The organism is Mycolicibacterium sichuanense (assembly GCF_033741125.1).
GTDB lineage: Bacteria > Actinomycetota > Actinomycetes > Mycobacteriales > Mycobacteriaceae > Mycobacterium.
The window spans coordinates 289580-316460 of sequence record NZ_JAWQPU010000004.1; the positions used below are offsets into that span (position 1 = coordinate 289580).

Sequence of the window (26881 nt, forward strand, 5' to 3'; positions counted from 1 at the left end):
GCCGTGGCCACCGCACCCGAGGACCCGCACGGCGGCGGCGGATTCAACCCACCCGTACCGACCACCGGGGGCGGACCCGACTACGGACGGTTCGTCGCGGCCGTCCGCACCCTGCAGGATCTGACGCGCGGCGCCGATGCCCCCGACGACGTCATCACGCGCGCGGCCCACCTGATCGAGGACGTCAACCGCCTGCTCGCGCCCTATGACGCCGACGAGTGGCATTCGCCGTCGGGCCGGCGAATGGACCTGCCCAACCGCGGCAACATCATGCAGGTCCCGGTCGACCTGCGAGTCACCGAGGATGGCAAGGTCACCGGCACGGCACGCTTCCGCCGGTTCCACCTCGGCCGCAACGGCGCGGTCCACGGCGGGGCGTTGGCGCTGCTGTTCGACTCGCTGCTCGGGTTCACGGCGTTCAGGCTGGGTAAAAGTCCCCGGCAGCGAACGGCGTTCCTGCACGTCGACTACCGCAGGGTCGCCCTGGTGGAGAAGGAGTTTCAGGTGATGGCCGAAATCGACCGCATCGAGGGTCGCAAGATCTTCGTGTCCGGCCGACTGCTCGACGGTGACCACGTCCTGTGCGAGGCCGAAGCGCTGTTCCTGAAGCTGCTGCCTGGCCAGCCATGAGCAAGCTGGGCGAGGTCAAGGAGCGCTTGGGCGACTGGCGCGACCGGTTGCGGCACCGGCCGACCGCCAACTTCACCTATCGCATCGTGGTCGGATTCGTCGGCCTGGCGGTGCTGGCGCTGGGCATCGTGGCGATCCCCTATCCGGGTCCTGGCTGGGCCATCGTGTTCGTCGGTCTGGCGATCCTGGCCACCGAGTTCGAGTGGGCCCGCCGACTGCTGAAGTGGACCCGCGAGCGGTACGACCGCTTCATGGACTGGTTCAAGAGTCAGGGCCGGTGGGTGCAGGCGTTCGGATTCCTGCTCACCGCGGCCGTAGTGGTGGGCACGCTGTGGCTGCTGGGGGCGGTCAGCTTGGCCGCCGGCTGGCTGGGAATCGAGCAGCCGTGGATGAAGAGTCCGCTCGGCCTAGGGTCGGGCTGAGCCGGAGGTTGGGCTCAACACGAGCACCAGCACCGATACCATGGTCGCGTTCCGCTACCCCGATATCCCTCGATGAGGAGATCCACTGATGACCGCCGCCGCCAGCCTCGCCCCCGCAGCCCCGATCCGGGTCGCTGCCGGGACCACCGCGGGCGCCGCGATTCGTGAGGCTGGACTCCCCGGGCGTGGGGAACCCGACGCCATCGTCGTCGTTCGCGACCCCGAGGGCCGGCTGCGGGACCTGTCGTGGACCGCGCCGACCGACGTCGAGGTGACCCCCGTTCCCGCCAACACGGAGGACGGCCGCAGTGTCATCCGGCACTCCGCCGCGCACGTGCTGGCCCAGGCCGTGCAGGAGCTGTTCCCGGAAGCCAAGCTCGGCATCGGACCGCCAATCACCGACGGCTTCTACTACGACTTCGCCGTACCGACGCCGTTCACCCCCGAGGACCTCGAGGCCCTCGAGAAGCGGATGAGCAAGATCGTCAAGGACGGTCAGCTGTTCTCCCGACGGGTCTACGAATCCACCGACGAGGCGCGCGCGGAACTCGCCGGCGAGCCGTTCAAGCTCGAGTTGATCGACGACAAGTCCGGCGACCCGGACGTCATGGAGGTCGGTGGTGACGAGCTCACCGCCTATGACAACCTCAATCCGCGCAGCCGCGAACGCATTTGGGGCGACCTGTGCCGGGGCCCGCACATCCCGACCACCCGCTACATCCCGGCGTTCAAGCTCACCCGCAGCTCGGCGGCCTACTGGCGGGGCAATCAGGCCAACGCCAGCCTGCAGCGCATCTACGGCACCGCATGGGAGTCGCAGGAGGCGCTCGACCGCCACCTCGAGCTGATCGAGGAGGCGCAGCGCCGCGACCATCGCAAGCTCGGGGTCGAGCTGGACCTGTTCAGCTTCCCCGACGAGCTGGGCTCGGGGCTGCCCGTCTTCCACCCCAAGGGCGGCATCATCCGGCGCGAGCTGGAGGACTACTCGCGGCGCAAGCACGAGCAGGCGGGCTACGAGTTCGTCAACACCCCGCACATCACCAAGGAGCACCTGTACGTCACGTCCGGGCACCTCGAGTGGTACGCCGACGGCATGTTCCCGCCGATGCACATCGACGCCGAGTACGACGCCGACGGCACCGTGCGCAAGCCCGGCCAGAACTACTACCTCAAGCCGATGAACTGCCCGATGCACCACCTGATCTACCGGGCGCGCGGGCGGTCCTATCGCGAACTTCCGTTGCGGCTCTTCGAGTTCGGCTCGGTGTACCGCTACGAGAAGTCCGGCGTCGTGCACGGTCTGACCCGGGTGCGGGGCATGACCCAGGACGACGCCCACATCTACACCACCCGCGAGCAGATGCGCGACGAGCTGACCAGGCTGCTGCGCTTCGTGCTCGACCTGCTCGCCGACTACGGTCTCGACGACTACTACCTGGAGCTGTCGACCAAGGATCCCGACAAGTACGTCGGCTCCGACGAGGTGTGGGACGAGGCCACCGAGACGCTGCGCGAGGTCGCCGAGGCCTCCGGGCTGGACCTGGTGCCCGACCCGGGCGGTGCGGCGTTCTACGGGCCCAAGATCTCGGTGCAGGTCAAGGATGCGCTGGGCCGCACGTGGCAGATGTCGACCATCCAGCTCGACTTCAACATGCCCGAGCGCTTCGAGCTGGAGTACACCGCCGCCGACGGCAGCCGGCAGCGCCCGGTGCTGATCCACCGCGCGCTGTTCGGGTCCATCGAGCGGTTCTTCGGGGTGCTCACCGAGCACTACGCCGGCGCGTTCCCAGCCTGGCTGGCGCCAGTTCAGGTGGTCGGAATCCCGGTCGCCGAGGCGTTCGTGCCGTACTTGGAAGACGTTGCGGCACAGCTGAAGGCGCGCGGCATCCGGGTCGAGGTGGACGCCAGTGACGATCGGATGGCGAAGAAGATCGTCAACCAGACCAACCAGAAGGTGCCGTTCATGCTGCTCGCGGGGGAGCGTGACGTGGAGGCCGGTGCGGTGAGCTTCCGATTCGGTGACCGCACGCAGATCAACGGAGTGCCCCGCGACGTCGCGGTGGACGCCATCGTCGACTGGGTCGCGCGGCGCGAGAACGCCGCTCCCACGGCCGAATTGGTCACGGTGTGACAGTGGATCCGGAGCACACCATCACCGACCGAGGAATCGGAGACCCCGATCACCTGCAACGGCTGTGGACCCCGCACCGGATGAACTACATCGCCGAGGCCAAGGTGTCCGGCGGGTCGGCGGCGTCGTCGGAACCCTTCAGCGACATCCCGACCATGTCCGACGAGGACGGCCTGGTCGTCGCCCGTGGTGAACTGGTCTACGCGGTGCTGAATCTCTATCCGTACAACCCGGGACACCTGATGGTGGTGCCCTACCGCAGGGTCTCCGAGCTCGAGGACCTCACCGACGCCGAGAGTGCCGAGCTGATGACGTTCGCGCAGAAGGCGATTCGCGTCATCAAGGCCGTGTCGCGGCCGCACGGCTTCAACGTCGGGCTGAACCTCGGACACTCGGCGGGCGGCAGCCTCGCCGAGCATCTGCACATGCACATCGTGCCGCGGTGGGGTGGCGACGCGAACTTCATCACGATCATCGGCGATTCGAAGGTCATCCCGCAGCTGCTGCGCGACACCCGTCAGCTGCTGGCCACCGAGTGGGAAGCGCAGTCGTGAGTGACTTCTACCTGCTGACGAGGGCGGCGTACGCCAAGCTGAGCCGCCCGGTTGCCAAGGCCTCACTGCGGCTGGGGCTCACCCCGGACGGCATCACCATCATTGGCACCGCGGGCACCGTGATCGCGGCGCTCACCCTGTTCCCGATCGGGCAGCTGTGGTGGGGTGCGTTCGCGGTGTTCGTCTTCGTCCTCGCCGACATGCTCGACGGGGCGATGGCCCGCGAACGCGGGTTCAGCACGGCCTTCGGGGGAGTGCTCGACGCGACGTGCGATCGCATCGCCGACGGCGCCGTGTTCTGCGGCCTGCTCTGGTGGGCGGCCTTCGGGGCGCACAACGCCTCCCTCGCCGTCGCGACGATGATCTCGCTGGTCACCTCGCAGGTCATCTCCTACGTCAAGGCCAGAGCCGAGGCCAACGGCCTCAAGGGCGACGGTGGCTTCATCGAGCGCCCCGAGCGCCTGATCATCGTGCTGGTCGGCGCCGGCCTGTCCGGGGTGTCGTTCCTGCACGTGCCGTGGCTGCTGCACGTCGCCATGTGGCTGTTGGCGGTGGCCAGCCTCGTCACGCTGGGCCAGCGGCTGCACTCCGTGCGCACCTCGCCCGGTGCCACCGCGCCGCTGGACACCAAACCCCAGCCGCCCAACGATTCCGCAGAGGAAGCGAGCGAGCCGTGAGCACCCCGTCGTCGGCAGGACTGCCGAGCGTGCGGGGTGTCCGGGTGCCGTTCGGTGAGCACCTGTCCGACCTCGGTTATGCCGCCGGCTGGCGGGTGGTGCGCGCGATGCCGGAGTTCGCAGCGCGCAACGCGTTCGAGACGGGTGCGCGGTACGCGGCGCGGGGCGGTGGGCCAGAGCAGCTCCGCAAGAACTTGGCCCGGGTGGTCGGCGTGGCCCCCGCCGAGGTGCCGAGCACCCTGATCCGTGCTTCGCTGGCCTCCTACGCGCGCTATTGGCGGGAGGCATTCCGGTTGCCCTCGATGGACCACCAGGCACTGGCTCTCCGACTCGACGCCGCCACCCGCGGCGGCGAGCACGTCGCGGCGGCCCTGCAGGCCGGTCGCGGTGCGGTGCTGGCGCTGCCGCACAGCGGCAACTGGGACATGTCCGGGGTGTGGCTCACCAACACCTACGGCCGCTTCACCACCGTCGCCGAGCGGCTGAAACCCGAGTCGCTGTACCGACGTTTCCTGGACTACCGCGAGAGCCTCGGGTTCGAGGTGCTTCCGCTGACCGGGGGCGCCCGCCCGCCCTTCGAGATCCTCGCCGAGCGTCTGCGCGGCAACGGCCTGGTCTGCCTGATGTCCGATCGGGACCTGACGAAGTCGGGGGTCGAGGTCGACCTGTTCGGTGAGGCGACGATGCTTCCCGCGGGGCCGGCCAAGCTGGCTCTGGCCACCGGTGCTGCGCTGCTGCCCGCCCACTCCTACTTCGAGCCCGGCGTGGCGGCCACGCTCATCGGGCCCCCACTGGACACCTCGTCGGGCGACGTCACCGTCATCACCCAGGCGCTGGCCGATCGCTTCGGCGCCAACATCGCCGCCCACCCCGCCGATTGGCACATGCTCCAGCCGCAGTGGCTCGCCGACCTGTCGAAGGAGCGCCGAGCCAGGATCACTGGCGCCGGCGCCGGGTAGGTCGCGATGCGGATCGGGATGGTGTGCCCCTACTCGTTCGACGTTCCCGGCGGCGTGCAGGCACACGTGCTGCAACTGGCCGAGGTGATGCGCGGCTACGGCCACGAGGTCAGCGTGCTGGCGCCGTCGTCGCCCGAGGCCGACCTGCCGGACTACGTCGTCTCCGGCGGCAAGGCGGTGCCCATCCCGTACAACGGTTCGGTGGCGCGGCTTCGGTTCGGCCCGGCCACCCACCGCAAGGTCAAGAAGTGGCTGGTCGACGGCGAGTTCGACGTCCTGCACCTGCACGAGCCCAACGCGCCGAGCCTGTCGATGCTGGCCCTGATGGTCGCCGAGGGCCCGATCGTCGCGACGTTCCACACGTCGACCACGAAGTCGTTGACGCTCAGCGTCTTTCAGGGCATCCTGCGCCCCTGGCACGAGAAGATCGTCGGCCGAATCGCGGTGTCGGACCTGGCCAGGCGATGGCAGATGGAAGCCCTCGGCTCCGATGCGGTCGAGATCCCCAACGGCGTCGACGTCGAGTCGTTCGCCTCGGCGCCGCTGCTCGACGGCTATCCCCGCCCCGGCCGTACGGTGTTGTTCCTCGGCCGGTTCGACGAGCCGCGCAAGGGCATGGCGGTGCTGCTGGGCGCGCTGCCCGCACTGGTCGCCGCGCTGCCCGAGATCGAGGTGCTGATCGTCGGTCGCGGTGACGAGGACGAACTCGTCGAGAAGGCCGGCGACCTCGCCGGGCACCTGCGCTTCCTGGGGCTGGTCGACGACGCCGAGAAGGCCTCGGCGATGGCCAGTGCCGACGTGTACTGCGCACCCAACACCGGCGGGGAGAGCTTCGGCATCGTCCTGGTCGAGGCGATGGCGGCGGGCACCGCGGTGGTGGCGAGCGATCTCGACGCATTCCGCAGGGTGCTCGAGGACGGCTCAGCCGGCCGCCTGGTCCCGGTCGACGACTCTGCCGCGCTGGCCCAGGCGCTGATCGAGGTGCTCACCGACGAGCACGCCCGTCGCGGATACGTCGAGGCGGCGAGCGATGCGGTGCGCCGGTACGACTGGTCGGTGGTCGGGCACGAGATCCTGCGGGTCTACGAAACCGTCGCCGGTGCGGGCACGAAGGTCCGGGTGGCCGGCTCCGCCGGCATCCGGGACCGCAAGGCGGCGGCGGGAGAGCTGGCGTGATCATCTGGCTCGGCATCGTCGTCCTGGTGCTGCTGGCGGCGGTGTTGATCGTCGGTGGCATCTGGGCGTTTCAAACCGCGCACCGACTGGACCGCCTGCACGTCCGCTACGACCTGTCCTGGCAGGCCCTGGACGGCATCCTGGCCAGAAGGGCCGTCGTCGCCCGGGCGGTCGCCACCGACGCCTACGGCAACGGCGCGGCGGGCCGTCGTCTCGCCGCGTTGGCCGACGCCGCCGAACGGGCCCCTCGGCACGCCCGCGAGGCCGCCGAGAACGAACTCTCGACCGCACTCGCGGCCGTGGATCCGGCGACCCTGCCGGTGGCGCTCGTCGCCGAGATGGCCGACGCCGAGGCGCGCGTGCTGCTGGCCCGCCGCTTCCACAACGATGCCGTCCGCGACACCCTCGCGCTACGCGAGCGACGCCTGGTGCGATGGCTGCACCTCGGTGGAACCGCCGCGATGCCAACCTATTTCGAGATCGTCGAACGGGCCGCTCAGCGCGCCGTCGGCAAGCAGCTACACAAGCGCACCTCGGCGCGCATCGTGTTGCTCGACGAGCTGGGGTACGTGCTGCTGTTCTGCGGCTCCGACCCATCGAGCGACTCCGCGCCCCGATGGTGGTTCACCGTCGGCGGGGCGGTGGAGCCCGGTGAGAGCCTGCCCGACGCCGCCGTCCGCGAATTGGCGGAGGAGACGGGCCTGCGCATCGACCGGACCGAGCTGGTGGGGCCGGTGTGGAAGCGCGAGGCGGTCTTCGACTTCAACGGGTCGGTGATCCGCAGCGAGGAGATCTTCTTCGTGCACCGCACGCTGCGCTTCGAGCCGTCGACCGCCGGCTTCACGTCGCTGGAGAACCGCACCATCCACGGCCACCGCTGGTGCGACGAGGAGGCCATCGCGGCGCTGGTGCAGCGCGGTGAGACGGTTTATCCACTGCAGCTCGGCGAGCTCCTCGCCGAGGCCAACGCGCTGGTCGGCGGCGGCTCCGAGGGGGCGGCCCGGGAGCTGCAGTCGATCAGATAGGTACCGGGGTGCGCTGCGGATCAAACCGATTTGGCTCGCCCACTACACTCGATCAGTACTGATTTGGAGGAGATAGCCGTGCAATCCGCTGATACCTCGCAGACTGGCACCGCGCGCGTGAAGCGCGGGATGGCCGAGATGCTCAAGGGTGGCGTCATCATGGACGTCGTCACGCCCGAGCAGGCGCGCATCGCCGAGGGCGCCGGCGCCGTCGCGGTCATGGCGCTCGAGCGCGTGCCCGCCGACATCCGCGCTCAGGGCGGGGTCTCGCGCATGAGCGACCCCGACATGATCGAGGGCATCATCTCCGCGGTCACGATCCCGGTGATGGCCAAGGCCCGCATCGGTCACTTCGTCGAGGCGCAGATCCTGCAGAGCCTCGGCGTGGACTACGTCGACGAGTCCGAGGTGCTCACGCCCGCCGACTACGCCAACCACATCGACAAGTGGAAGTTCACCGTGCCCTTCGTGTGCGGTGCGACCAACCTCGGCGAGGCGCTGCGCCGGCTCACCGAGGGTGCGGCGATGATCCGCTCCAAGGGCGAGGCCGGCACCGGTGACGTGTCCAACGCCACCACCCACATGCGCAAGATCGGCGGGGAGATCCGCCGCTTGGGCTCGCTGTCGGAGGACGAGTTGTTCGTCGCCGCGAAGGAACTGCAGGCGCCGTACGAGTTGGTCGTCGAGGTGGCCAGGGCCGGGAAGCTGCCGGTGACGCTGTTCACCGCCGGCGGCATCGCCACCCCCGCCGACGCGGCCATGATGATGCAGCTCGGTGCCGAGGGCGTGTTCGTCGGGTCCGGCATCTTCAAGTCCGGCGACCCCGCGGCCCGCGCGGCGGCGATCGTCAAGGCCACCACGTTCTACGACGATCCCGACGTGCTCGCCAAGGTGTCGCGCGGGCTCGGCGAGGCCATGGTCGGCATCAACGTGGAGGACATCGCGCAGCCGCACCGGCTGGCCGAACGCGGCTGGTAACCCTTGTCGATCGAAGAGATCCTCGATCTGGAGCAGATCGAGGTCAACATCTACCGCGGGGGCGTGTTCAGCCCCGAGTCCGGATTCCTGCAGCGCACGTTCGGCGGCCACGTCGCCGGCCAATCGCTGGTGTCGGCCGTGCGCACGGTGGATCCGCGGTTCCAGGTGCACTCCCTGCACGGGTACTTCCTGCGCGGTGGAGACGCCAGGTCGCCCTCGGTGTACACCGTCGAACGCATCCGTGACGGCGGGTCGTTCTGCACCCGCCGGGTGACGGCCATCCAGCACGGCGAGACGATCTTCTCGATGTCCGCGTCGTTCCAGACCGACCAGAGCGGCATCGAGCACCAGGACGCCATGCCCGTGGCGCCGCCGCCTGACGACATCCCGGACTTCAAGTCGGCCAGCAAGGTGTTCGACGACGCCAGCTTTCGGCAGTTCGACGAGTGGGACGTCCGGATCGTCCCACGCGATCAGATGAGCTACCTGCCGGGCGTGGCATCGCAGCAGCAGGTGTGGTTCCGGCACCGCGATCCACTGCCGGACGACTCCGTGCTGCACATCTGCGCACTGGCCTACCTCAGCGATCTCACCCTGCTTGGGTCGGCGCAGGTCAACCACGTCGAGGAGCGGCCTCACCTGATGGTGGCCTCCCTCGATCACGCGATGTGGTTCATGCGGCCCTTCCGCGCCGACGAGTGGCTGCTGTACGACCAATCCTCGCCCTCGGCGTGCGGGGGGCGTTCCCTGACGCAGGGCAAGCTGTTCAACCGCTACGGCGAGATGGTCGCCGCGGTCATGCAGGAGGGGCTGACCCGCTACAAGCGCGACTTCACGCCCACCGCCACGTGACCGCCCGCGTCGGTGTCCTTGCGCTGCAAGGCGATACCCGGGAGCATTTGGCTGCGCTCACCGAAGCCGGGGCCGAGGCGCTGACGGTGCGCCGTCGCACGGAACTGGACGCGGTGGACGCCCTGGTGATCCCCGGGGGTGAGTCGACCGCGATGAGCAAGTTGCTGGCCGAATTCGACCTGCTGGAGCCGCTGCGGACGCGGTTGGCCGACGGCATGCCGGCCTACGGATCGTGCGCGGGGATGATCCTGCTGGCTACCGAGATCGCCGACGCCGGGGTTCCCGGCCGGGAGGCACTGCCGCTCGCAGGGATCGACATGACGGTGCGGCGCAACGCCTTTGGCCGGCAGGTGGACTCCTTCGAGGGCGACGTCGACTTCGTCGGGCTCGACGATCCGGTGCACGCCGTGTTCATCCGGGCGCCCTGGGTGGAACGCGTTGGCCCGTCGGTCGAGGTGCTGGCGCGCGCCTCCGGTCATCCGGTCGCGGTGCGACAGGGACGGACGCTGGCGACGGCGTTTCACCCCGAGATGACGGGTGACCGCCGCGTGCACCGCCTGTTCGTCGAGTCCCTCTAGCGATTCGCGAGACCGGCTCACTGGAGCGTGGGGAGCAGCAGCCGCGACGACGAGTACACGGTGTTGAGGCTGCTGGTCCCGACGCTGGCGTGCCGGAAGGCCATGATCGCCGGCGTCTGGGGATCCTGGTCGTCGCTGGTGAGCACCAGCCGGATGCGGTCCCCGGTCGCGAAGCGACGTGCGTTGCCCACCAACGGAATTCGGTACTCGACGACCGAGCCGATCGGCACTGCCACGGCGACGCGGCACGGTAGTGCCGGGGCGCCGGGAACGCTGGCGGCCTCGTCGACCTCGCGCAGGCTGGCACGCAACCAGCCGGCGGTGACGTCCTCGACGGTGCCGTCGGCGGCGACGTGCTGCAACGTCGCCAGCCAGGCCGTGTCGGCGGCGGTCGCCGAGGCGGTCAACCGCAGTTCCACGTCGCCGACCACGTCGAGGGGGTCGGCCAGCGGGGCGCTGGTCCACGTGAGCAGCGCGGGGGGATCGATCGCACTGGGCTTGACCCGGCCCAGGCCCGCCCCGAGCGTCAGGTATTCCCGTGTCCCGGGTTCCCCCTCGTCCCCGGCCAGCGTGCCGTCGGCACGCAGGGCGAACTCGGCCAGTGAGGATTCCTCCGGCGGCCACCGGTCGGCAGTGCGCCAGCCGTCGTCGCCGGGCAGCACGTACCGGATGGGCGGCCCGTCCATGATCCCGGTGTCGCGGCCCTTGAGCCAGTGGTCGTACCAGGCCAGCGCCTCGGTGTGCAGGCTCTCCCACGGCCAGGTCAGGCCGTATCGTCCCAGCATGCCCATCCGCACGTTCGGGTTGTGCGCCAACGCCTTCCATGCGACGAACGTCGACGGCAGGTGCAGCGGGACGTTCTCCCAATCGCAACCGAGATAGACCGGCACCTCGATCCGGTCGAGCAGGCCGCTGAGATCCCGGTCGTCCCACCAGTCGTCGCGAACCGGGTGCTTCACCACGACGTCAAGCCACAGGTCGTCCCAGGGGTGCGGGTCGTGGGGCAGCTTGAGCATCTGGCGCAGCATGGTCACCGCAGCCTCCCCGTTCATCGTGCCGAACCGCCGGTGCAACGGGGGAGCGTGCAGCACCTTGCGCGCCAATTCCAGTGGCGGACTGCGCCAGAACGCGCTGCTGCGCCCGGAGGTCAGACCAACCATGGACAGGAACGGCGTGATGAACGACGAGCTCACCAGGCCGTGGTGGGTGGCCGCCTCGTAGAGGTCTGCGGTGACGGCCAGCGGCAAGATCGCCTTGAGGTGCGGGGGGCGTTCGACGGCGGCCTCGAGCTGGGTCATCGCGAAGTAGCTGATGCCGATCATGCCGACGTTGCCGTCGCACCAGGGTTGGCTGGCGGCCCACTCGACGAGGTCGTACATGTCGCGGCGTTCCTGGGCGTCGAAGAAGCCGAACTCGCCACCCGACCCGCAGGTGCCGCGCACGTTGGCGATGAGGTGCACGTAACCCCGGGTCACCCAGAAGTCCGTGTCGCCTGCCTCGACGAATCCCATGGGCGCGCCGAGGTTCTGGATCTGGCGGGGGTAGGGGGAGGCCGCGATCAGAACCGGGAAGCGGCCGTCGGCGTCGGGCCGGTGCACGTCGGCCAGCAGGTCGACGCCGTCGCGCATCGGGATGGCGAGATCGTGGTCGTGGTGGACGCGGTGCGTCGGTTCGCTGAGTTGACGATAGTCCCGGCCGGTGGTTTGCGGACCGTTGAGCAGCGTCGATGCCATGAGTCTCACGCTACGTTGAAACATAGTCTCAACGCAAGGGGAAACCCTTGTTAGGCTGCTGCGATGCCGAAGAAGACCCCGCCCGGTCCTCGCGACGAGAGGGGCGTGTTGTCGGGGCGGATCCTCGCTGCCGCCCGCGATGAGTTCGCCACCCACGGGTGGGCGGGCACCACTCTGCGCGCCATCGCGAGGTCCGCCGACGTCGATCCCGCCCTGATCTACCACTACTTCGGTTCCAAGGAGGGGCTGCTCGACGCCGCGACGACCCCACCGCAGCGGTGGCTGGACGCCGTCGCGGCGACCTGGAGCACGGCGCCCGGCGAACTCGGAACCGCGCTGCTGCGGCTGATGCTCGGCGCGTGGGCGGACGACGAGATCGGGCCGGTGCTGCGCGCAGTGCTCCTGACCGCCGCGCACGAGGAGTCCACCAGGGAGAAGCTGCGCCGCATCGTGGAGGGCAGCCTGATGGGCGTGTCCCAGCTCGGTACCGACGACCGTGACCGCGCAGTGCGCAGCGGGTTGATCTCGTCGCAGATGATGGGCCTGGCGCTGATGCGCTACGTGTGGCGGGTCGAACCGATCGCCTCGATGAACGACGACGAGCTCGTCGGTGCCGTCGCCCCGAATCTGCAGCGCTACGTCGAGGGGGAGCTCGCGGCCGAACCCACGTCGCAGCACGTAGACTGATCGATCGGACTTCGCCATAGAGCATCCCCTCGCAGTAGAGAAGAAGAGGTAGTACCTGCATGAGCGGCCATTCCAAGTGGGCCACCACCAAGCACCAAAAGGCCGTCAAGGACGCCCGCCGCGGCAAGGAGTTCGCCCGGCTGATCAAGAACATCGAGGTCGCCGCGCGTACCGGTGGCGGTGACCCGTCCGGCAACCCGACGCTGTACGACGCCATCCAGAAGGCCAAGAAGACGTCGGTGCCCAACGACAACATCGAGCGCGCCCGCAAGCGTGGCGCCGGTGAGGAAGCCGGCGGCGCGGATTGGCAGCCCATCACCTACGAGGGCTACGGCCCCAACGGTGTCGCGGTCCTCATCGAGTGCCTGACCGACAACAAGAACCGGGCGGCCGGTGAGGTCCGCGTGGCGATGACGCGCAACGGCGGCAACATGGCCGACCCCGGTTCGGTGTCCTACCTGTTCACCCGCAAGGGCGTCGTCACGCTGGAGAAGAACGGCCTTACCGAGGACGACGTGCTGGCCGCCGTGCTCGAGGCCGGCGCCGAGGACGTCAACGATCTTGGCGACAGCTTCGAGGTGATCTCCGAGCCGACGGATCTGACCGCGGTGCGCACGGCGCTTCAGGATGCCGGGATCGACTACGAGTCGGCCGAGGCCAGCTTCCAGCCGTCGGTCAGCGTGCCGGTGGATCTCGAGGGTGCCCGCAAGGTGCTCAAGCTGGTCGACGCGCTCGAGGACAGCGACGACGTCCAGGACGTCTGGACCAACGTCGAGATCCCCGAGGACGTCGCCGCTCAGCTCGACGAGGAGTGAGCTAGCCGCTCAGCACGGCGATCGCCTCGGCGATCGTGGTGTCCCCAGAGATGACTTCGAAGGTGAGGCCCCCGGTCCTTGGCGCGTGGAGCAGTGCCGCCAGGATCGCGGCGACGTCCGCCCTTGGGATGCTGCCGCGGCCCGTCGACTCGGCTACCCGCACCCGTCCCGTGCCGGGCTCGTCGGTCAGCAGGCCGGGCCGCACGATCGTCGCGACGAGCGCGCCGCGGCCGAGGACGGCGGCGTCGGCCTCGGCCTTGGCCCGCAGGTAGGCGGCGAATACCGGGTCGGCGGACTCCTCCGGTGCTTGCCGGTCGGCGCCCATCGCGGAGATCATCAGGTAGCGGTGCACCCCGGCCGCCTCGGCGGCGTCGGCGAGCAGGATCGCGGCGTCGCGATCGACGGTGGTCTTGCGCTCGATCCCGCTGCCAGGACCCGCGCCCGCCGCGAACACCACCGCGTCCGCACCGGTGAGGTGTGCGGCCACGTCGTCGACGGAGGAGTGTTCGAGGTCGGCCACGACCGGCTCGGCGCCGATGGCACGTAGGTCCTCGGCGTGGGCCGGGTTGCGGATCAGGCCAACGGCGGCGTCACCGCGCTCGGCGAGCAGCCCCTCGAGAATGCGTGCGATCTTTCCGTGACCACCTCCGATGACGACGCGCATCACCGATCTCCTTCCGTTGCGAACACCTGAGAGTCGTCGACGAACGCCTCGAACTCCAGGGCATTTCCGGCCGGATCCAGCAGGAACATCGTCCATTGTTCACCGGTCTGGCTCTCGAACCGAAGGTATGGCTCGATGACGAAGGCGGTGTCGTCGGCACTGCGGCCCTGGGCAAGCCCGAGCACGGTGCCGTAGAAGTGGCGGGCCGCCGCCAGGTCGTCGATGGGCACGGCCAGATGGAACCGGGGAATGGGGGACTCGAGGACGGTCACCCCACCACGCTAGCCCCGGCCGTCCCGCTCATCCCGGCCGACGAGGAACGCGCCGATCTCGCGGGCGGTCGTCGCGCCGTCGTCGCGTCCACGCGGTGCGGTCCCCTCTGATTGAATGCCCGCATGCCGTGGTTCCGCGATGCCGAGGGCGTGCGATGGTCGGTACGACGCACGTGGTGGCCCTTCGGTGAAGTGCTCTGGGACTCCAATGATTCCGGTGTCCTCTTCTGGATCGGATTCCTCATCACGGCGGGCATGCTGATCGCCTGGCCGATCTGGCTGTCGGGCAAGGTGCTGACGCTCTCGCCATGGACGATCAAGGTCCGGCGCAAGGGCAAGACGGTGCGCTCGGAGAAGGTGAAGGGGTGGGCCGAGTCGCGCCGGCGGATGGCCGAGATCGTCGACGAGCTGCGTGCGCCGGCTCCGCCGGACGGTGAGCCGGAGTCCCACGCCGTCGTCTACTGACGCGGCGCACCGGGGGTATGTCGCTACCCGTCGGGGTCGGCCGGAACCGCTAAGGTATCGAACAGCTGTTCGGGAGTTCGAGTGCCTTCGTGATTGGTGACCGGTGATTGGGGAAGCGCAGTGCGGGTGATGGGCGTCGACCCTGGGCTGACGCGTTGCGGGCTGTCCATGATCGAGAGCGGCCGCGGCCGCCAGGTGATCGCGCTTGACGTCGACGTGGTGCGCACCCCGTCGGATCAGCCCCTGCACAAACGGCTGCTGACCATCAGCGACACCGTGGAGCACTGGCTCGACACCCACGTCCCCGACGTCCTCGCCATCGAGCGGGTGTTCGCCAACGACAACGCGAACACCGCGATGGGCACCGCCCAGGCCGGCGGCGTGATCGCCCTGGCCGCGGCAAGGCGTGACATCGACGTGCACTTCCACACCCCCAGTGAGGTCAAGGCCGCCGTCACCGGCAACGGTCGCGCCGACAAGGCTCAGGTCACCGAGATGGTCACCAGAATCCTTGCGCTGCAAGCGAAGCCGACGCCGGCCGACGCCGCGGACGCTTTGGCGCTCGCCATCTGTCACTGTTGGCGCGCGCCCATGATCGCGCGGATGGCCGCAGCGGAGGCGATGGCCGCCGAGCAGCGCAAGGCCTATCGGGCCAAGCTCAAGGCGGCCCGATGATCGCGTCGGTGCGTGGCGAGGTGCTCGACATCGCGCTCGACCACGCGGTCATCGAAGCTGCGGGCGTGGGTTACAAGGTCATGACGACGCCCGCGACGCTGGCGACGCTGCGGCGCGGCACCGAGGCCCGCCTGATCACCGCGATGATCGTGCGCGAGGACTCGATGACGTTGTACGGGTTCGCCGATGCCGAGTCGCGCGACCTGTTCACCACGCTGCTGTCCGTCTCCGGGGTGGGACCGAAGATCGGGCTGGCCACCCTTGCCGTGTACGACGCCCAGACCCTGCGCCAAGCGCTGGCCGACGGTGACGTCACGGCGCTGACCCGGGTACCGGGCATCGGCAAGCGCGGGGCCGAGCGCATGGTGCTCGAACTGCGCGACAAGATCGGAGCCTTGGCGTCCGCGTCGGGTGGTGTCGGCGGTGGCGGGCACGCCGTCCGCGGCCTGGTGGTGGAGGCCCTCGTCGGGCTCGGCTTCGCGGCCAAGCAGGCGGAGGAGGCCACCGACAAGGTGTTGGCCGACGACCCCGAGGCGACGACGTCGAGCGCGCTGCGCGCCGCGCTGTCCATGCTGGGAAGGAAGTAGCGCATGGGCCGCTTCGACTCCGACGATCACGAGGACACCTCCGATCGCGAGGTGTCGGCCGCACTGACAGTGGGCGAGGGGGACGTCGACGCCAGCCTGCGTCCGCGGTCGCTGCGGGAGTTCATCGGTCAACCCCGCGTGCGGGAACAGCTGCAGTTGGTGCTCGAGGGCGCCAAGAACCGTGGTGGCACACCGGACCACATCCTGCTGTCGGGTCCGCCCGGCCTCGGCAAGACGTCGTTGGCGATGATCATCGCCGCCGAGCTCGGGACCTCGCTGCGCGTCACCTCCGGACCGGCACTGGAACGGGCCGGGGACCTCGCTGCCATGCTCTCCAACCTGGTGGAGCACGACGTGCTGTTCATCGACGAGATCCACCGCATCGCGCGGCCCGCCGAGGAGATGCTCTACCTGGCGATGGAGGACTTCCGCGTCGACGTCGTGGTGGGCAAGGGCCCAGGGGCGACGTCGATCCCCCTCGAGGTGGCGCCGTTCACCCTCGTCGGAGCGACCACGCGATCGGGTGCGCTGACGGGACCGCTGCGCGACCGGTTCGGCTTCACCGCCCACATGGACTTCTACGAACCCGTCGAGCTGGAACGCGTGCTGGCCCGATCGGCGGGCATCCTCGGCATCGAGGTCGGCGAGGATGCCGGTGCCGAGATCGCCCGTCGCTCCCGTGGCACCCCGCGTATCGCGAACCGGCTGCTGCGCCGGGTCCGCGACTACGCCGAGGTGCGGGCGGACGGTGTCATCACCACGGACATCGCCAAGGCTGCGCTCGCGGTCTACGACGTCGACGAACTGGGTCTCGACCGCCTCGACCGCGCGGTCCTCTCGGCGCTCACCCGCAGCTTCGGGGGCGGCCCGGTCGGCGTGTCCACGCTGGCGGTGGCCGTCGGCGAGGAGGCCACCACGGTGGAAGAGGTGTGCGAACCGTTCCTGGTGCGTGCCGGCATGATTGCCCGCACGCCGCGCGGACGGGTGGCGACCGCACAGGCGTGGACGCATCTGGGCATGGCTCCGCCAAGCGGTGTGACGCTGGGGCAGCCGGGGCTGTTCGAATGACGACGGAGGACGAAACATGATCACTGCCGGTGCGATCGTCGCCGGACTGGCCGCGTTATTGCACGTCTACATCTGGATCCTCGAGTCGTTCCAGTGGACGTCACCGCGCACCCGCGCGACCTTCGGCACCACCGCCGAAGAGGCCGAGACCACCAAGCTGATGGCGTTCAACCAGGGCTTCTACAACCTCTTCTTGGCCGTCGTGACCCTGGTGGGCATCGCGTTCACGATCTCGGGCGGGATGCGCGTCGGCGCGGCCTTGATGTTCGCGGGCGTCGGCTCGATGCTGGCTGCGGCCGCGGTGCTCCTGGCGTCGGCGCCGGACAAGGCGCGGTCGGCGGTGACCCAGGGCGCCTTGCCGCTGGTTGCCGTGGTGCTGCTCGTGATCGGCTTCTCTACGTAGACGTCGCTGGGGCGGCCGACCACGTGGACGCGGTCCCCGCCCGATCGCTTGGCCCGGTACATCGCACGATCTGCGGATTCGACGAGCCGGTCGACCTGAGCGGGGATCTCGGCCGCCGGCGCGCGGAACAGCGAAGCGCTGGCCACGCCGATGCTGGCGGTGACGCGCAACGGGGTGGCGGCGATCTCCCGACGGATCCGCTCGGCCAGACCGATGGCGTCCCGGCGGTCCCCGGAGACCGCGACGACGAATTCCTCACCGCCGATGCGCGCGACGACGGAATCGCCTCGACGGACGTGCCGAAGGATGCCGCCGACGGCGACCAGCGTCTGGTCGCCCGCTGCGTGTCCGGCCGTGTCGTTGATCCGCTTGAAGTCGTCGAGGTCGACCATGACGATGCTCAGGTGCGCCACCCGGTCCCGGCTGGACTCGGCGGCCAGCGCCCGCACCGAGCGCTGGAACGCTCGCCGGTTGGGAAGTTCGGTGAGGGGATCGGTGTCCGACTTCAGAGCGTCCAACCGCAGGAAGTGGATCAGCACCTGGACGCAGAACGGCACCGCCAGGATGCTGACGGTCAGCACCAGCAGTCTGCTCATCGCCAGCGCGGCGTCCCCCGCGGCGGCGATCTGCCCGGCGCAGACCAGCGTCGTGACCATCGCGATCGCCAACGTGAACGCCAGACATCGGCCCGTGTGAAAGAGGGCGACGTAACCTGCGAGCGCAGCGAACGATGCGCAACCCTGGATGCCCGCACCCGGCCATGCGCCGTTGAGACAGGTCGTCGCGATGACGAGGTTCGCCACCACCACGAAGGACATCGACTGCGTGCGCGTCGGCCACCGCAGCAGCCACAGCAGCGCCATCGTCGCGGCGGTGCCAGAGGCCAGCAGCGATAGGCTCCGCGACACCGTGCCGGTCGGGCCGGCGGGGCTCATCAGCATGAGCACCGGGACCACCCCGAGGGCGATCACGATCGTCGCCATCATGTAGCGGGTGAACCGTCGAAGGTTGCGGACGGCCAAGTACGCCGACAGCCATTGATAGTGATCGGGCTGTCGCCACCAATGGCGAATCCACTCCACGTTGCGAGTTTGCCCTTGTCTCCCAGTGTCGACGCGGCTGCGCATCGACCGGCCCGCATGGCCAAGTCTCCCCGTGGACGGATGGTACTTGAACGGCCCGGAGTTTGCCCGAGGTCTTCGACACCCGGCTGGCCCGGTTCGCGACCTACGTTAGGAACGCCGGCGAACGGGTATTCCGGCCCGAAACGAGGAGGCCATCATGAGTCGAGCCACGCGAGACGAAGCCGTTGCCGCTGGGCGGATGCGCATCCCGCGTAGCCGGGGTGCGGCCAGCGGGTTCCTGGTGATCCTGCTCGGGCTGTGGGGCGCGCTGGTGCCGTTCGTCGGGCCCGCGTTCGACTTCGCCTACAACCCGGCCCTCGGCTCGGGCTGGAGCGCCGCCCGCGGCTGGCTCGAGGTGCTGCCCGGCGTGGTCGCGGTGATCGGCGGGTTGATCCTGGTGCGTTCGGGCAACCGGGCGGCGGCGATGCTCGGCGGCTGGCTCAGCGTCATCGCCGGTGGCTGGTTGGTCGTCGGCCGGGTCGTCGCGACCACGCTGACCATCGGTGAGATCGGCCGGCCCGTGGCGAGTACCGACACCAAGGCGGCCTGGCTCGAACTGACCTACTTCTACGGCCTTGGTGCGCTGATCGTGTTCCTGGGCGCGATGGCCCTCGGCCGGCTCTCGGTCCGCAGCGTGCGCGACGTTGGATACGCACGGCGTGCTGCGGAGGCCAGGGCCAGTGAGCAGCACGTCGACGACCGCGTCGGCGCCCGCACCGAGGACCGAGTGGACGACGACGTGACCACCCACATTCCGACCGCAGACACCCGCCGGCCCTCGACCGACGTCGAGCGGGTGCGGACGTGGCGCGACCGGCTGAGCGGCCGGCGCAACGACCCCACGCCGACGCCGGTTACGCACTGACGCCGACTACCCGGTTCAGATCAGCACGCGCCTGACGCGCGCGTGGTCGTTGCGGTGGCTCCCGCGTCAGAGGTCCTTGAGCACCAGGGCGATCACGTCCAGGCCCTCGTCGAGCAGCTCGTCGCTGATCGTCAGCGGAGGCAGGAAGCGCAGCACGTTGCCGTAGGTGCCGCAGGACAGCACGATCACGCCGGCCGCGTGCGCGCCCGCGCACAGTGCCTTGGTCAGGTCTGGGTCGGGTTCGGTGGTGCCGGACTTCACCAGTTCCACGGCGATCATCGCGCCGCGGCCACGGACGTCGCCGATGCGATCGTCGTCGGCCTGCATGCGACCGAGCCGCTGCTTCATGTAGGCCTCGATCTCGCGGGCCCGCGCGACCATGCCCTCGCTCTCGATGGTCTCGATGGTGGCCAGCGCGGCGGCACACGAAACGGGGTTGCCGCCGTAGGTCCCGCCCAGGCCGCTGACGTGTGGGGAGTCCATGATCTCGGCGCGACCCGTCACACCGGCCAGCGGCAGCCCGTCCGCGATGCCCTTCGCGGTCACGATGAGGTCGGGGTCGATGCCCTCGTGCTCGCAGGCGAACATCGCGCCGGTCCTGGCGAACCCGGACTGCACCTCGTCGGCGATGAAGACGACGTCGTTCTTGCGGCACCAATCCAGCAGCGTCGGCAGGAAGCCTTCGGCGGGCACGATGAAGCCGCCCTCACCCTGGATTGGCTCGATGATGACGGCGGCCAGGTTGTCGGCGCCCACCTGCTTGTCGATGATGGTCAGCGCGCGCTTGGCGGCCAGTTCGCCGTCGGTCGCCAGCTCCTTGCCGAACTCGGCGTCGCGGAACGGATAGGACATCGGAGCGCGGTAGATCTCGGGGGCGAACGGGCCGAATCCGTGCTTGTAGGGCATCGACTTGGCGGTCAGCGCCATCGTGAGGTTGGTGCGGCCGTGGTAGGCGTGGTCGAACGCGACGACCGACTGCTTGCGGGTGTAGCTGCGGGCGATCTTGACGGCGTTCTCCACCGCCTCCGACCCGGAGTTGAACAGAGCCGAACGCTTCTCGCCCAGCACCGGTGTCAGGCGATTGAGCTGTTCGCAGACCGCGACGTACCCCTCGTACGGGGTGACCATGAAACAGGTGTGGGTGAACTCGGCGGCCTGAGCCGCGACGGCCTCGACGACGCGCGGGGACGCGTTCCCGATGGTGGTCACCGCGATGCCGGAGCCAAGGTCGATGAGGCGGTTGCCGTCGACGTCCTCGACGATGCCGCCGCCGGCGCGGGCCGCGTACACCGCCATCGTGTTGCCGACGCCGCGTGCGACCGCGGCGGTCTTGCGCTCGATCAAGGCCGACGACTTCGGGCCGGGGATCGTGGTGGCGAGGTGGCGGCTCTGTTCGATGATGCTCACGTCATGACTCCTGCGAGAGGGTGGCCGAGGAAGGGGGATGCCGGGGGAGGGTCGGCGTCACGTCCGGTCAAAGAGTAGTCGCCGCGCTTGGCGACGCGAACGGAAACCTCGGTATGTCCACCCCGGAGTGACGGATTACGCACTGCCAGGACGATTCCCCTGCGGTTTCGGTCGCGCACCCCTGGTCGCCGAACCGAACTCCGGCAACCGATTAGTGCCGCTAACGGCTTCGTCCTCCCACTGGGGGCGGTCAGCGGCGGGGCACGGTGATGGCACACTGGTGCAGGACGAGGCCCCCGCGTGACTGCATCCGTCCCGGGCGTCATGACCAGAAAATCGATACGGAAGTCAGAGCTGCCATGGATCTCGCCATCTTCGTCCCACTGCTCGTCATCATGGGCGCCTTCATGTTCTTCGCCTCCCGTCGCCAGAAGAAGGCGATGCAGGCGACGATCAACCTGCACGACTCGCTCGTCGTCGGCGACGAGATCATGACCACCGCCGGGCTGTTCGGCACCATCACGCGGGTCGGCGACTCGAAGGTCGACGTCGAGCTCGCACCCGGTGTCGTCGTCACCATGCTGAAGCTGGCCGTCAAGGAGAAGACGGTGGCCGAGGATGCCGACGAGGATGCCGACGACGAGTACGAGTACGTGGACGACGTGACCGACGGCTCGACCGGAATCGAACTCGACCGGCCCAGCACCGGAACCGAGGTCACGTCGGATCCGGACCGACGCACCAAAGACTGACGGCCGAGCTCACAGCGCGACCCCGTACTCTTTGCGGGTTGACGTACCGATCTGAGGAGAACCAAGAACGTGGCATCGCCTTCGGCGCCGGTGCATCCCTACCGCTACCTGACGCTCTTCCTGGTTTTGCTCGTCGGGGCATATCTGCTGGTGTTCCTGACTGGAGACAAGCAAGCCAAGCCCAAGCTGGGCATCGACCTGCAGGGCGGCACCCGCGTCACCCTGACGGCTCGCACCCCGGACGGCTCGCGTCCCACCCGTGAATCGCTCGCCCAGGCGCAGGAGATCATCGCCTCCCGTGTCGACGGGCTTGGCGTGTCCGGTTCCGAGGTCGTCGTCGACGGCGACAACCTCGTCATCACCGTTCCCGGCAACGACGGCAACGAGGCCCGCAACCTGGGGCAGACCGCGCGCCTCTACATCCGGCCCGTGATCCACGCCATCCCGGCCGCCGGTCAGCAGCCGGCCGGTCAAGCGCCAGGTGGCGCCCCGGGTGCTCCCGGTGGAGCGCCCGGACTGCCCGGCATGCCGGGGCTGCCCCCGGGCATGCCGGCCATCGCGCCTGCCGAACCCGAGGCCCCGATCGTTCCGCCCAACCCGGGCCAGCCGGCCGGCCTTCCGCCGGCATCCGGTGAACCGGCACCGCCCGCGCCCGCGCCGCAGCCGCGGCCCTATCCAGAGGAACCGGCCCCGACGCCGGCGCCGAGCCCAGCGCCCGCCCCGGGTCCGGCACCCGCTCCCGCGCCAGCGCCGCCGAAGAAACCCGCCGACCTGGCTCAGCGGATCTCCGACGAGAAGGCGCTGCGGCAGAGCACCGACCAGCAGATCCAGCTGCTCGCACTGCAGTTCCAGGCGACGCGTTGCAACGACGAGGACGTGCTGGCCGGCAACGACGATCCGAACCTGCCCCTGGTGACGTGTTCGCAGGACCACAAGACGGTGTACCTGCTGGACAAGTCGATCATCAGCGGTGAGCAGATCGAGAGTGCATCCTCGGGTCTGGACCAGCAGCGCGGCGAGTACGTCGTCGACCTGCAGTTCAAGAGCCAGGCTGCCGACATCTGGGCCAACTTCACCGCGGCGAACGTGGGTACGCAGACCGCGTTCACCCTCGACTCGCAGGTGGTCAGTGCGCCGCAGATCAATGAGGCGATCCCCGGCGGCCGCACGCAGATCACCGGGCAGTTCACCCAGGACTCCGCCAGGGAACTGGCCAATGTCCTGAAGTATGGCTCGCTGCCGCTGTCGTTCGAGTCGTCGGAGGCCGAGACCGTGTCGGCCACCCTCGGGTTGACCTCGCTGCGGGCCGGTCTGATCGCCGGCGGCGTCGGACTCGCGTTGGTGCTGCTGTACTCCCTGCTCTACTACCGCGTGCTCGGACTGCTGACGGCGCTGTCACTGGTCGCCTCCGGCGCGATGGTCTACGCCATCCTGGTGCTGCTGGGCAGGTACATCGGATACACGCTGGACCTCGCCGGCATTGCGGGTCTGATCATCGGCATCGGCACGACCGCCGACTCGTTCGTGGTGTTCTTCGAGCGCATCAAGGACGAGATCCGCGAGGGGCGGTCCTACCGGTCGGCGGTACCGCGAGGCTGGGCGCGTGCCCGCAAGACGATTCTGTCGGGCAACGCGGTCACGCTGCTGGCCTCGGTGGTGCTCTACATCCTGGCCGTCGGACAGGTGAAGGGCTTCGCGTTCACTCTCGGCCTGACCACCATCCTCGACGTCGTGGTGGTGTTCCTGGTGACGTGGCCGCTGGTGTACCTGTCGTCCAAGTCGTCGATGTTGTCCAAGCCGGCGTTCAACGGCCTCGGTGCGGTGCAGCAGATCGCGCGCGAGCGCCGGGCCGCCGCCACCACCTCGGCAGGAGGTAGGTAGACATGGCAAAGCACGAATCCACTGATGACGTGAACGACGAGGGGCGCGCGGTCGAGCTCGACGATGCGAGCTCGGCGGTCGAACTGGGTGCATCGGGTGCGGCGGCTCCGCGGCATGGCTTCTTCGTCCGGCTATACACGGGTACCGGCGCATTCGACGTCGTCGGCAAGCGCAAGCTGTGGTTCGGCATCAGTGGGGCCATCATCCTGATTGCGCTCGCCAGCATCCTGTTGCGCGGGTTCACCTTCGGCATCGACTTCGAGGGCGGCACCAAGGTGTCGCTGCCGGCGTCGGGAACGCACGGCCAGGTCACCACGCAGCAGGTCGAGGACGTCTTCTCCAAGACGCTCGGCAAGGGGCCCGAGTCGGTGGTCCAGGTCGGCAACGGCGGTTCGGCCACCATCCAGATCCGCACCGAGAAGCTGAGCAACAGCGACAACGACAAACTGCGGACGGCGCTGTTCGACGCGTTCCAGCCCAAGGGTCCGAACGGCCAACCCAGCAAGGACGAGGTCAGCAGCTCCGACGTGTCGGAGACCTGGGGTGGACAGATCACCCAGAAGGCGATCATCGCGCTGGTGGTCTTCCTCGCGCTCGTCGCGGTCTACATCGCGATCCGCTACGAGCGGTACATGGCCGCCGCGGCGCTGGCGGCGCTGGTGTTCGACGTCATCACCACGGCCGGTGTCTACTCACTCGTCGGCTTCGAGGTCACGCCCGCCACGGTCATCGGTTTGCTGACGATCCTCGGTTTCTCGCTGTACGACACGGTCATCGTGTTCGACAAGGTCGAGGAGAACGTGCACGGGTTCGAGCACACCACCCGAAGGACGTTCGCCGAGCAGGCCAACCTGGCGATCAACCAGACCTTCATGCGGTCGATCAACACCAGCTTGATCTCGGTGCTGCCCATCATGGCGCTCATCGTCATCGCCGTGTGGCTGCTCGGGGTCGGCACGCTGCAAGACCTCGCGCTGGTGCAGCTGGTCGGCGTCATCGTGGGCACGTATTCGTCGATCTTCTTCGCCACCCCACTGCTGGTGGCCATGCGGGAGCGCACCGATCTGGTGCGGACGCACACCCGTCGGGTTACCAACCGGCGCAAGGGCTCCCCGGCGCGGTCGGCCGACGGCGACGTGGCCTCCGAGGCGTCCGGTGAGCCGGAGAAGGTGTCGGTGACGTCGGCCGCCCGGCCCGTGACGACCACCCCGGCCCCGGAGAAGCCGGTGCCTGGTGCCAAGCCGGCTCGCCCCACGGGCCGGCCATCGGGTAAGCGGAACTCCCGGCGGTAAGTCCTCGATGACAGCCCGACCTCGGCGGGCCGCGATCCTGGCGGCCGTAATCCTTCTGGTCGGGTCCGTCGGGCTGTCGTCGTGTTCGAGCAGCCGAGCCGGCGAGATCGATTATGCGGTCGACGGCACGCTTGTCACGTACAACACCAACACCGTGGTGGGCGCCGCGTCGGCGGGGCCGCAGGCGTTCGCACGCGTACTGACGGGGTTCAACTACCACGGGCCGGAGGGTCAGGTCGTCGGCGACCGCGATTTCGGCACCGTGGCGGTGGTCGGACGCACGCCGCTGGTGCTGGACTATCAGATCAGCGACGACGCGGTGTACTCCGACGGCAAACCAATCACGTGCGATGACATGGTCCTGGCGTGGGCCGCGCAATCCGGTCGGTTCCCCGGGTTCGACGCCGCGAGCAGGGCCGGTTACGGCGACGTCGCGTCGGTCGACTGCGCACCCGGGCAGAAGAAGGCCCGGGTGTCCTTCGCCCAGGACCGCGGCTTCGTCGACTTCGGTCAGCTCTTCGCCGCGACGTCGATGATGCCCTCGCACGTGATCGCCGACGAGCTCGGCGCCGGCGACGGAGCCGTCACGGCCGCGCTGCAGTCCGGTGACCTGCCCACGATCGGCCGCATCGCGCAGCTGTGGAACACCACCTGGAACCTGGGGCCCGATCTCGACCTCAAGCGCTTCCCGTCCTCGGGTCCCTACGAGCTCAGCGAGGTCCGCGCCGACGGCGCCGTGGTCCTGGTGGCCAACGACAAGTGGTGGGGCGCCAAACCCGTCACACCGAAGATCGTCGTGTGGCCCCGAGGTGCCGACGTCCAGGACCGCGTGCACTCGGGGGAGTACGACGTCGTCGACATCGCGGCGGGATCGTCGGGAACGTTGACGTTGCCCGGGGACTACACCCGCACCGACAGCCCCTCGGCGGGCATCGAGCAGCTGATCTTCGCTCCGAGCGGATCCCTGCTTGACGAGGCGGCGCGCCGGGCGCTGGCGCTGTGCACGCCGCGGGATCTCATCGCGCAGAATGCCGGGGTGCCGATCGCCAACAGTCGGCTCAATCCGACCGCCGAGGATTCGATCACCGCCGCCGAGAGCGCTGCGGAGGGTGGTCAGTTCAGCACGTCCAACCCGATGGCGGCCAGGGACGCGATCGGCGGGCGGCCCCTGACCGTGCGCATCGGCTACCAGAGCCCCAACGCCCGGCTGGCGGCCACCGTCGGCGCCATCGCCAAGGCCTGTCAGCCCGCCGGCATCGCCGTGCAGGACGCCGCGTCGGAGAAGATCGGACCATCGGCGTTGCGCGACAACGAGATCGACGTGCTGCTCGCCAGCACGGGGGGAGCGGCCGGCAGCGGGTCGACCGGTTCCTCGGCGATGGACGCCTACGACCTGTTCAGCGGCAATGGCAACAACCTGTCCGGGTATGCGAACGAGGAGGTCGACGGCGTCATCGGTGCGCTGGCCGTGACGTCGGACCCCAAGGAGCTGGCCCGGTTGCTCGGGGAGGGCGCACCCGTACTGTGGGGCGACATGCCGACCCTTCCGCTCTACCGCCAACAGCGCACGCTGCTGGTGTCGACGAAGATGTCCGCGGTGAGCAGCAATCCGACGCGATGGGGAGCGGGATGGAACATGGACCGTTGGGCGCTGGCGCGATGACCGACACGGCTTCCGAACAGCAGGGGGGCGTGGCCACGGTAATCGCATCGTTGATGCGCGAGGTACCGGACTTCCCGGAGCCCGGCATCCAGTTCAAGGACCTCACCCCGGTGCTGGCCGACGCGCGGGGCCTTGCGGCCGTGACCGACGCGCTGGCCTGCGTCGCCGACGACGTCGACCTGGTGGCCGGCATCGACGCTCGCGGGTTCCTGCTGGGCGCCGCGGTGGCGACGCGCCTCGGCACCGGCGTGCTGGCGGTCCGCAAGGGCGGCAAGCTGCCGCCCCCCGTACACGGTGAGACCTATGCGCTGGAGTACGGGACCGCGACGCTGGAGATCCCGGCCGACGGACTGCAGCTCGATGGCCTGCGCATCCTGCTGGTCGACGACGTGCTGGCGACGGGGGGCACGCTCGAGGCAGCCGCCAAGCTGCTCGGCACCGGCGGTGCCACCGTGACGGCGGCGGCCGTCGTCCTGGAGTTGTCGGCCCTCGGCGGCCGGGCCAAACTGCCAGAACTAGAGGTCACCAGCCTGTACGTGGTCTGAG

General features: G+C 69.2%; 28 protein-coding genes and 1 pseudogene. 24 read left to right on the plus strand and 5 right to left on the minus strand.

The window, feature by feature from the left end; all coding sequences use genetic code 11:
• Window positions 1–3: 3 nt before the first annotated feature.
• The 11 genes from SBI80_RS14715 (at window position 4) to pdxT (ending at window position 9982) form a co-directional block, all read left to right on the plus strand.
• A complete protein-coding gene (locus SBI80_RS14715; protein WP_318975521.1) occupies window positions 4–630 on the plus strand; it encodes a PaaI family thioesterase in 627 nt (208 codons plus the stop codon).
• Complete coding sequence (locus SBI80_RS14720; protein ID WP_318975522.1) at window positions 627–1052, plus strand: TIGR02611 family protein; 426 nt, start codon at window positions 627–629, stop codon at window positions 1050–1052. Before SBI80_RS14715 ends, SBI80_RS14720 begins: the two co-directional genes overlap by 4 nt.
• 88 nt (window positions 1053–1140) lie before the next feature.
• Window positions 1141–3183 (plus strand): threonine--tRNA ligase, encoded by a 2043-nt coding sequence (gene thrS / locus SBI80_RS14725; RefSeq protein ID WP_318975523.1) that lies wholly within the window; start codon window positions 1141–1143, stop codon window positions 3181–3183.
• A 2-nt stretch (window positions 3184–3185) separates the two neighbouring features.
• Window positions 3186–3737: an ATP adenylyltransferase gene (locus SBI80_RS14730; protein WP_318975524.1), complete on the plus strand. Its 552-nt coding sequence runs from the start codon at window positions 3186–3188 to the stop codon at window positions 3735–3737.
• On the plus strand, window positions 3734–4414 hold the full coding sequence (pgsA, locus tag SBI80_RS14735) for a phosphatidylinositol phosphate synthase (protein ID WP_318975525.1): 681 nt from the start codon (window positions 3734–3736) through the stop codon (window positions 4412–4414). Before SBI80_RS14730 ends, pgsA begins: the two co-directional genes overlap by 4 nt.
• 29 nt (window positions 4415–4443) lie before the next feature.
• Complete coding sequence (locus SBI80_RS14740) at window positions 4444–5373, plus strand: phosphatidylinositol mannoside acyltransferase (RefSeq protein ID WP_318975768.1); 930 nt, start codon at window positions 4444–4446, stop codon at window positions 5371–5373.
• 6 nt (window positions 5374–5379) lie between these two features.
• A complete protein-coding gene (locus SBI80_RS14745) occupies window positions 5380–6549 on the plus strand; it encodes a glycosyltransferase family 4 protein (RefSeq protein WP_318975526.1) in 1170 nt (389 codons plus the stop codon).
• Window positions 6549–7574, plus strand: a complete 1026-nt coding sequence (locus tag SBI80_RS14750; protein ID WP_318975769.1) for an NUDIX hydrolase — start codon at window positions 6549–6551, stop codon at window positions 7572–7574. Before SBI80_RS14745 ends, SBI80_RS14750 begins: the two co-directional genes overlap by 1 nt.
• A 72-nt stretch (window positions 7575–7646) precedes the next feature.
• On the plus strand, window positions 7647–8552 hold the full coding sequence (gene pdxS / locus SBI80_RS14755) for a pyridoxal 5'-phosphate synthase lyase subunit PdxS (protein ID WP_318975770.1): 906 nt from the start codon (window positions 7647–7649) through the stop codon (window positions 8550–8552).
• 3 nt (window positions 8553–8555) lie between these two features.
• A complete protein-coding gene (gene tesB, locus SBI80_RS14760) occupies window positions 8556–9404 on the plus strand; it encodes an acyl-CoA thioesterase II (RefSeq protein WP_318975527.1) in 849 nt (282 codons plus the stop codon).
• Window positions 9401–9982: a pyridoxal 5'-phosphate synthase glutaminase subunit PdxT gene (gene pdxT, locus SBI80_RS14765; RefSeq protein WP_318975528.1), complete on the plus strand. Its 582-nt coding sequence runs from the start codon at window positions 9401–9403 to the stop codon at window positions 9980–9982. The genes tesB and pdxT overlap by 4 nt, the downstream gene beginning before the upstream one ends.
• Before the next feature lie 17 nt (window positions 9983–9999).
• On the opposite strand, the gene SBI80_RS14770 is transcribed toward pdxT, so the two are convergent.
• The gene (locus SBI80_RS14770; protein WP_318975529.1) at window positions 10000–11715 is read right to left on the minus strand and encodes a CocE/NonD family hydrolase; all 1716 of its coding nucleotides are present in this window, start codon (window positions 11713–11715) and stop codon (window positions 10000–10002) included.
• A 63-nt stretch (window positions 11716–11778) separates the two neighbouring features.
• Here SBI80_RS14770 and SBI80_RS14775 point away from each other — a divergent pair, with 63 nt between their 5' ends.
• Both SBI80_RS14775 and SBI80_RS14780 read left to right on the plus strand, forming a co-directional pair.
• Window positions 11779–12402 carry a TetR/AcrR family transcriptional regulator gene (locus SBI80_RS14775; protein ID WP_318975530.1) on the plus strand — a complete coding sequence of 208 codons (624 nt, stop codon included), beginning with the start codon at window positions 11779–11781 and terminating at the stop codon, window positions 12400–12402.
• A 59-nt stretch (window positions 12403–12461) separates the two neighbouring features.
• The gene (locus SBI80_RS14780; protein WP_318975531.1) at window positions 12462–13217 is read left to right on the plus strand and encodes a YebC/PmpR family DNA-binding transcriptional regulator; all 756 of its coding nucleotides are present in this window, start codon (window positions 12462–12464) and stop codon (window positions 13215–13217) included.
• A 1-nt stretch (window position 13218) separates the two neighbouring features.
• Here SBI80_RS14780 and SBI80_RS14785 read toward each other — a convergent pair whose 3' ends face one another.
• Both SBI80_RS14785 and SBI80_RS14790 read right to left on the minus strand, forming a co-directional pair.
• The gene (locus SBI80_RS14785; protein WP_318975532.1) at window positions 13219–13881 is read right to left on the minus strand and encodes an NAD(P)H-binding protein; all 663 of its coding nucleotides are present in this window, start codon (window positions 13879–13881) and stop codon (window positions 13219–13221) included.
• Window positions 13881–14153, minus strand: a complete 273-nt coding sequence (locus SBI80_RS14790; protein ID WP_318975533.1) for a hypothetical protein — start codon at window positions 14151–14153, stop codon at window positions 13881–13883. The genes SBI80_RS14785 and SBI80_RS14790 overlap by 1 nt, the downstream gene beginning before the upstream one ends.
• A 123-nt stretch (window positions 14154–14276) precedes the next feature.
• Here SBI80_RS14790 and SBI80_RS14795 point away from each other — a divergent pair, with 123 nt between their 5' ends.
• The 5 genes from SBI80_RS14795 (at window position 14277) to SBI80_RS14815 (ending at window position 17351) form a co-directional block, all read left to right on the plus strand.
• Window positions 14277–14618 carry a hypothetical protein gene (locus tag SBI80_RS14795; RefSeq protein ID WP_318975534.1) on the plus strand — a complete coding sequence of 114 codons (342 nt, stop codon included), beginning with the start codon at window positions 14277–14279 and terminating at the stop codon, window positions 14616–14618.
• Window positions 14619–14738: 120 nt separating this feature from the next.
• On the plus strand, window positions 14739–15293 hold the full coding sequence (gene ruvC / locus SBI80_RS14800) for a crossover junction endodeoxyribonuclease RuvC (protein ID WP_318975771.1): 555 nt from the start codon (window positions 14739–14741) through the stop codon (window positions 15291–15293).
• Window positions 15290–15880, plus strand: coding sequence for a Holliday junction branch migration protein RuvA (gene ruvA, locus SBI80_RS14805; RefSeq protein WP_318975535.1), 591 nt, complete (start codon window positions 15290–15292; stop codon window positions 15878–15880). Before ruvC ends, ruvA begins: the two co-directional genes overlap by 4 nt.
• A gap of 3 nt (window positions 15881–15883) precedes the next feature.
• Window positions 15884–16948, plus strand: coding sequence for a Holliday junction branch migration DNA helicase RuvB (gene ruvB / locus SBI80_RS14810; protein ID WP_318975536.1), 1065 nt, complete (start codon window positions 15884–15886; stop codon window positions 16946–16948).
• 16 nt (window positions 16949–16964) lie between these two features.
• Complete coding sequence (locus tag SBI80_RS14815; RefSeq protein ID WP_318975537.1) at window positions 16965–17351, plus strand: DUF1304 domain-containing protein; 387 nt, start codon at window positions 16965–16967, stop codon at window positions 17349–17351.
• A gap of 32 nt (window positions 17352–17383) precedes the next feature.
• Here the strand turns inward: SBI80_RS14815 and SBI80_RS14820 are convergent.
• Window positions 17384–18478, minus strand: a pseudogene (locus tag SBI80_RS14820) (GGDEF domain-containing protein); the annotation flags it as partial.
• Between the two features lie 154 nt (window positions 18479–18632).
• On the opposite strand from SBI80_RS14820, the gene SBI80_RS14825 reads away from it, so the two are divergent.
• Complete coding sequence (locus tag SBI80_RS14825) at window positions 18633–19340, plus strand: hypothetical protein (protein ID WP_318975538.1); 708 nt, start codon at window positions 18633–18635, stop codon at window positions 19338–19340.
• Window positions 19341–19406: 66 nt separating this feature from the next.
• On the opposite strand, the gene gabT is transcribed toward SBI80_RS14825, so the two are convergent.
• Entirely contained in the window at window positions 19407–20747 is a 1341-nt protein-coding gene (gabT, locus tag SBI80_RS14830; protein ID WP_318975539.1) for a 4-aminobutyrate--2-oxoglutarate transaminase, read from the minus strand.
• A gap of 359 nt (window positions 20748–21106) precedes the next feature.
• Between gabT and yajC the strand changes: the two genes are divergently transcribed.
• From yajC to SBI80_RS14855, 5 genes are all read left to right on the plus strand, one after another.
• Entirely contained in the window at window positions 21107–21499 is a 393-nt protein-coding gene (gene yajC, locus SBI80_RS14835) for a preprotein translocase subunit YajC (protein ID WP_318975540.1), read from the plus strand.
• A 69-nt stretch (window positions 21500–21568) separates the two neighbouring features.
• The gene (secD, locus tag SBI80_RS14840) at window positions 21569–23380 is read left to right on the plus strand and encodes a protein translocase subunit SecD (RefSeq protein ID WP_318975541.1); all 1812 of its coding nucleotides are present in this window, start codon (window positions 21569–21571) and stop codon (window positions 23378–23380) included.
• A gap of 2 nt (window positions 23381–23382) precedes the next feature.
• Window positions 23383–24672, plus strand: coding sequence for a protein translocase subunit SecF (gene secF, locus SBI80_RS14845; RefSeq protein WP_318975542.1), 1290 nt, complete (start codon window positions 23383–23385; stop codon window positions 24670–24672).
• A 7-nt stretch (window positions 24673–24679) separates the two neighbouring features.
• Window positions 24680–26335 (plus strand): ABC transporter substrate-binding protein, encoded by a 1656-nt coding sequence (locus SBI80_RS14850; RefSeq protein ID WP_318975543.1) that lies wholly within the window; start codon window positions 24680–24682, stop codon window positions 26333–26335.
• Window positions 26332–26880 carry an adenine phosphoribosyltransferase gene (locus SBI80_RS14855; protein WP_318975544.1) on the plus strand — a complete coding sequence of 183 codons (549 nt, stop codon included), beginning with the start codon at window positions 26332–26334 and terminating at the stop codon, window positions 26878–26880. Before SBI80_RS14850 ends, SBI80_RS14855 begins: the two co-directional genes overlap by 4 nt.
• Window position 26881: the final 1 nt, after the last annotated feature.

What these genes read in the sequence shown, in the direction of transcription:
- SBI80_RS14720 (WP_318975522.1), top strand. Translation starts at nt 627, where the DNA reads ATGAGCAAGCTGGGCGAGGTCAAGGAGCGCTTGGGCGACTGGCGCGAC.
- thrS (WP_318975523.1), top strand. Translation starts at nt 1,141, where the DNA reads ATGACCGCCGCCGCCAGCCTCGCCCCCGCAGCCCCGATCCGGGTCGCT.
- SBI80_RS14745 (WP_318975526.1), top strand. Translation starts at nt 5,380, where the DNA reads ATGCGGATCGGGATGGTGTGCCCCTACTCGTTCGACGTTCCCGGCGGC.
- SBI80_RS14770 (WP_318975529.1), bottom strand. Translation starts at nt 11,715, where the DNA reads ATGGCATCGACGCTGCTCAACGGTCCGCAAACCACCGGCCGGGACTAT.
- SBI80_RS14775 (WP_318975530.1), top strand. Translation starts at nt 11,779, where the DNA reads ATGCCGAAGAAGACCCCGCCCGGTCCTCGCGACGAGAGGGGCGTGTTG.
- SBI80_RS14780 (WP_318975531.1), top strand. Translation starts at nt 12,462, where the DNA reads ATGAGCGGCCATTCCAAGTGGGCCACCACCAAGCACCAAAAGGCCGTC.
- SBI80_RS14785 (WP_318975532.1), bottom strand. Translation starts at nt 13,881, where the DNA reads ATGCGCGTCGTCATCGGAGGTGGTCACGGAAAGATCGCACGCATTCTC.
- SBI80_RS14795 (WP_318975534.1), top strand. Translation starts at nt 14,277, where the DNA reads ATGCCGTGGTTCCGCGATGCCGAGGGCGTGCGATGGTCGGTACGACGC.
- ruvA (WP_318975535.1), top strand. Translation starts at nt 15,290, where the DNA reads ATGATCGCGTCGGTGCGTGGCGAGGTGCTCGACATCGCGCTCGACCAC.
- ruvB (WP_318975536.1), top strand. Translation starts at nt 15,884, where the DNA reads ATGGGCCGCTTCGACTCCGACGATCACGAGGACACCTCCGATCGCGAG.
- SBI80_RS14815 (WP_318975537.1), top strand. Translation starts at nt 16,965, where the DNA reads ATGATCACTGCCGGTGCGATCGTCGCCGGACTGGCCGCGTTATTGCAC.
- SBI80_RS14825 (WP_318975538.1), top strand. Translation starts at nt 18,633, where the DNA reads ATGAGTCGAGCCACGCGAGACGAAGCCGTTGCCGCTGGGCGGATGCGC.
- yajC (WP_318975540.1), top strand. Translation starts at nt 21,107, where the DNA reads ATGGATCTCGCCATCTTCGTCCCACTGCTCGTCATCATGGGCGCCTTC.
- secF (WP_318975542.1), top strand. Translation starts at nt 23,383, where the DNA reads ATGGCAAAGCACGAATCCACTGATGACGTGAACGACGAGGGGCGCGCG.
- SBI80_RS14850 (WP_318975543.1), top strand. Translation starts at nt 24,680, where the DNA reads ATGACAGCCCGACCTCGGCGGGCCGCGATCCTGGCGGCCGTAATCCTT.
- SBI80_RS14855 (WP_318975544.1), top strand. Translation starts at nt 26,332, where the DNA reads ATGACCGACACGGCTTCCGAACAGCAGGGGGGCGTGGCCACGGTAATC.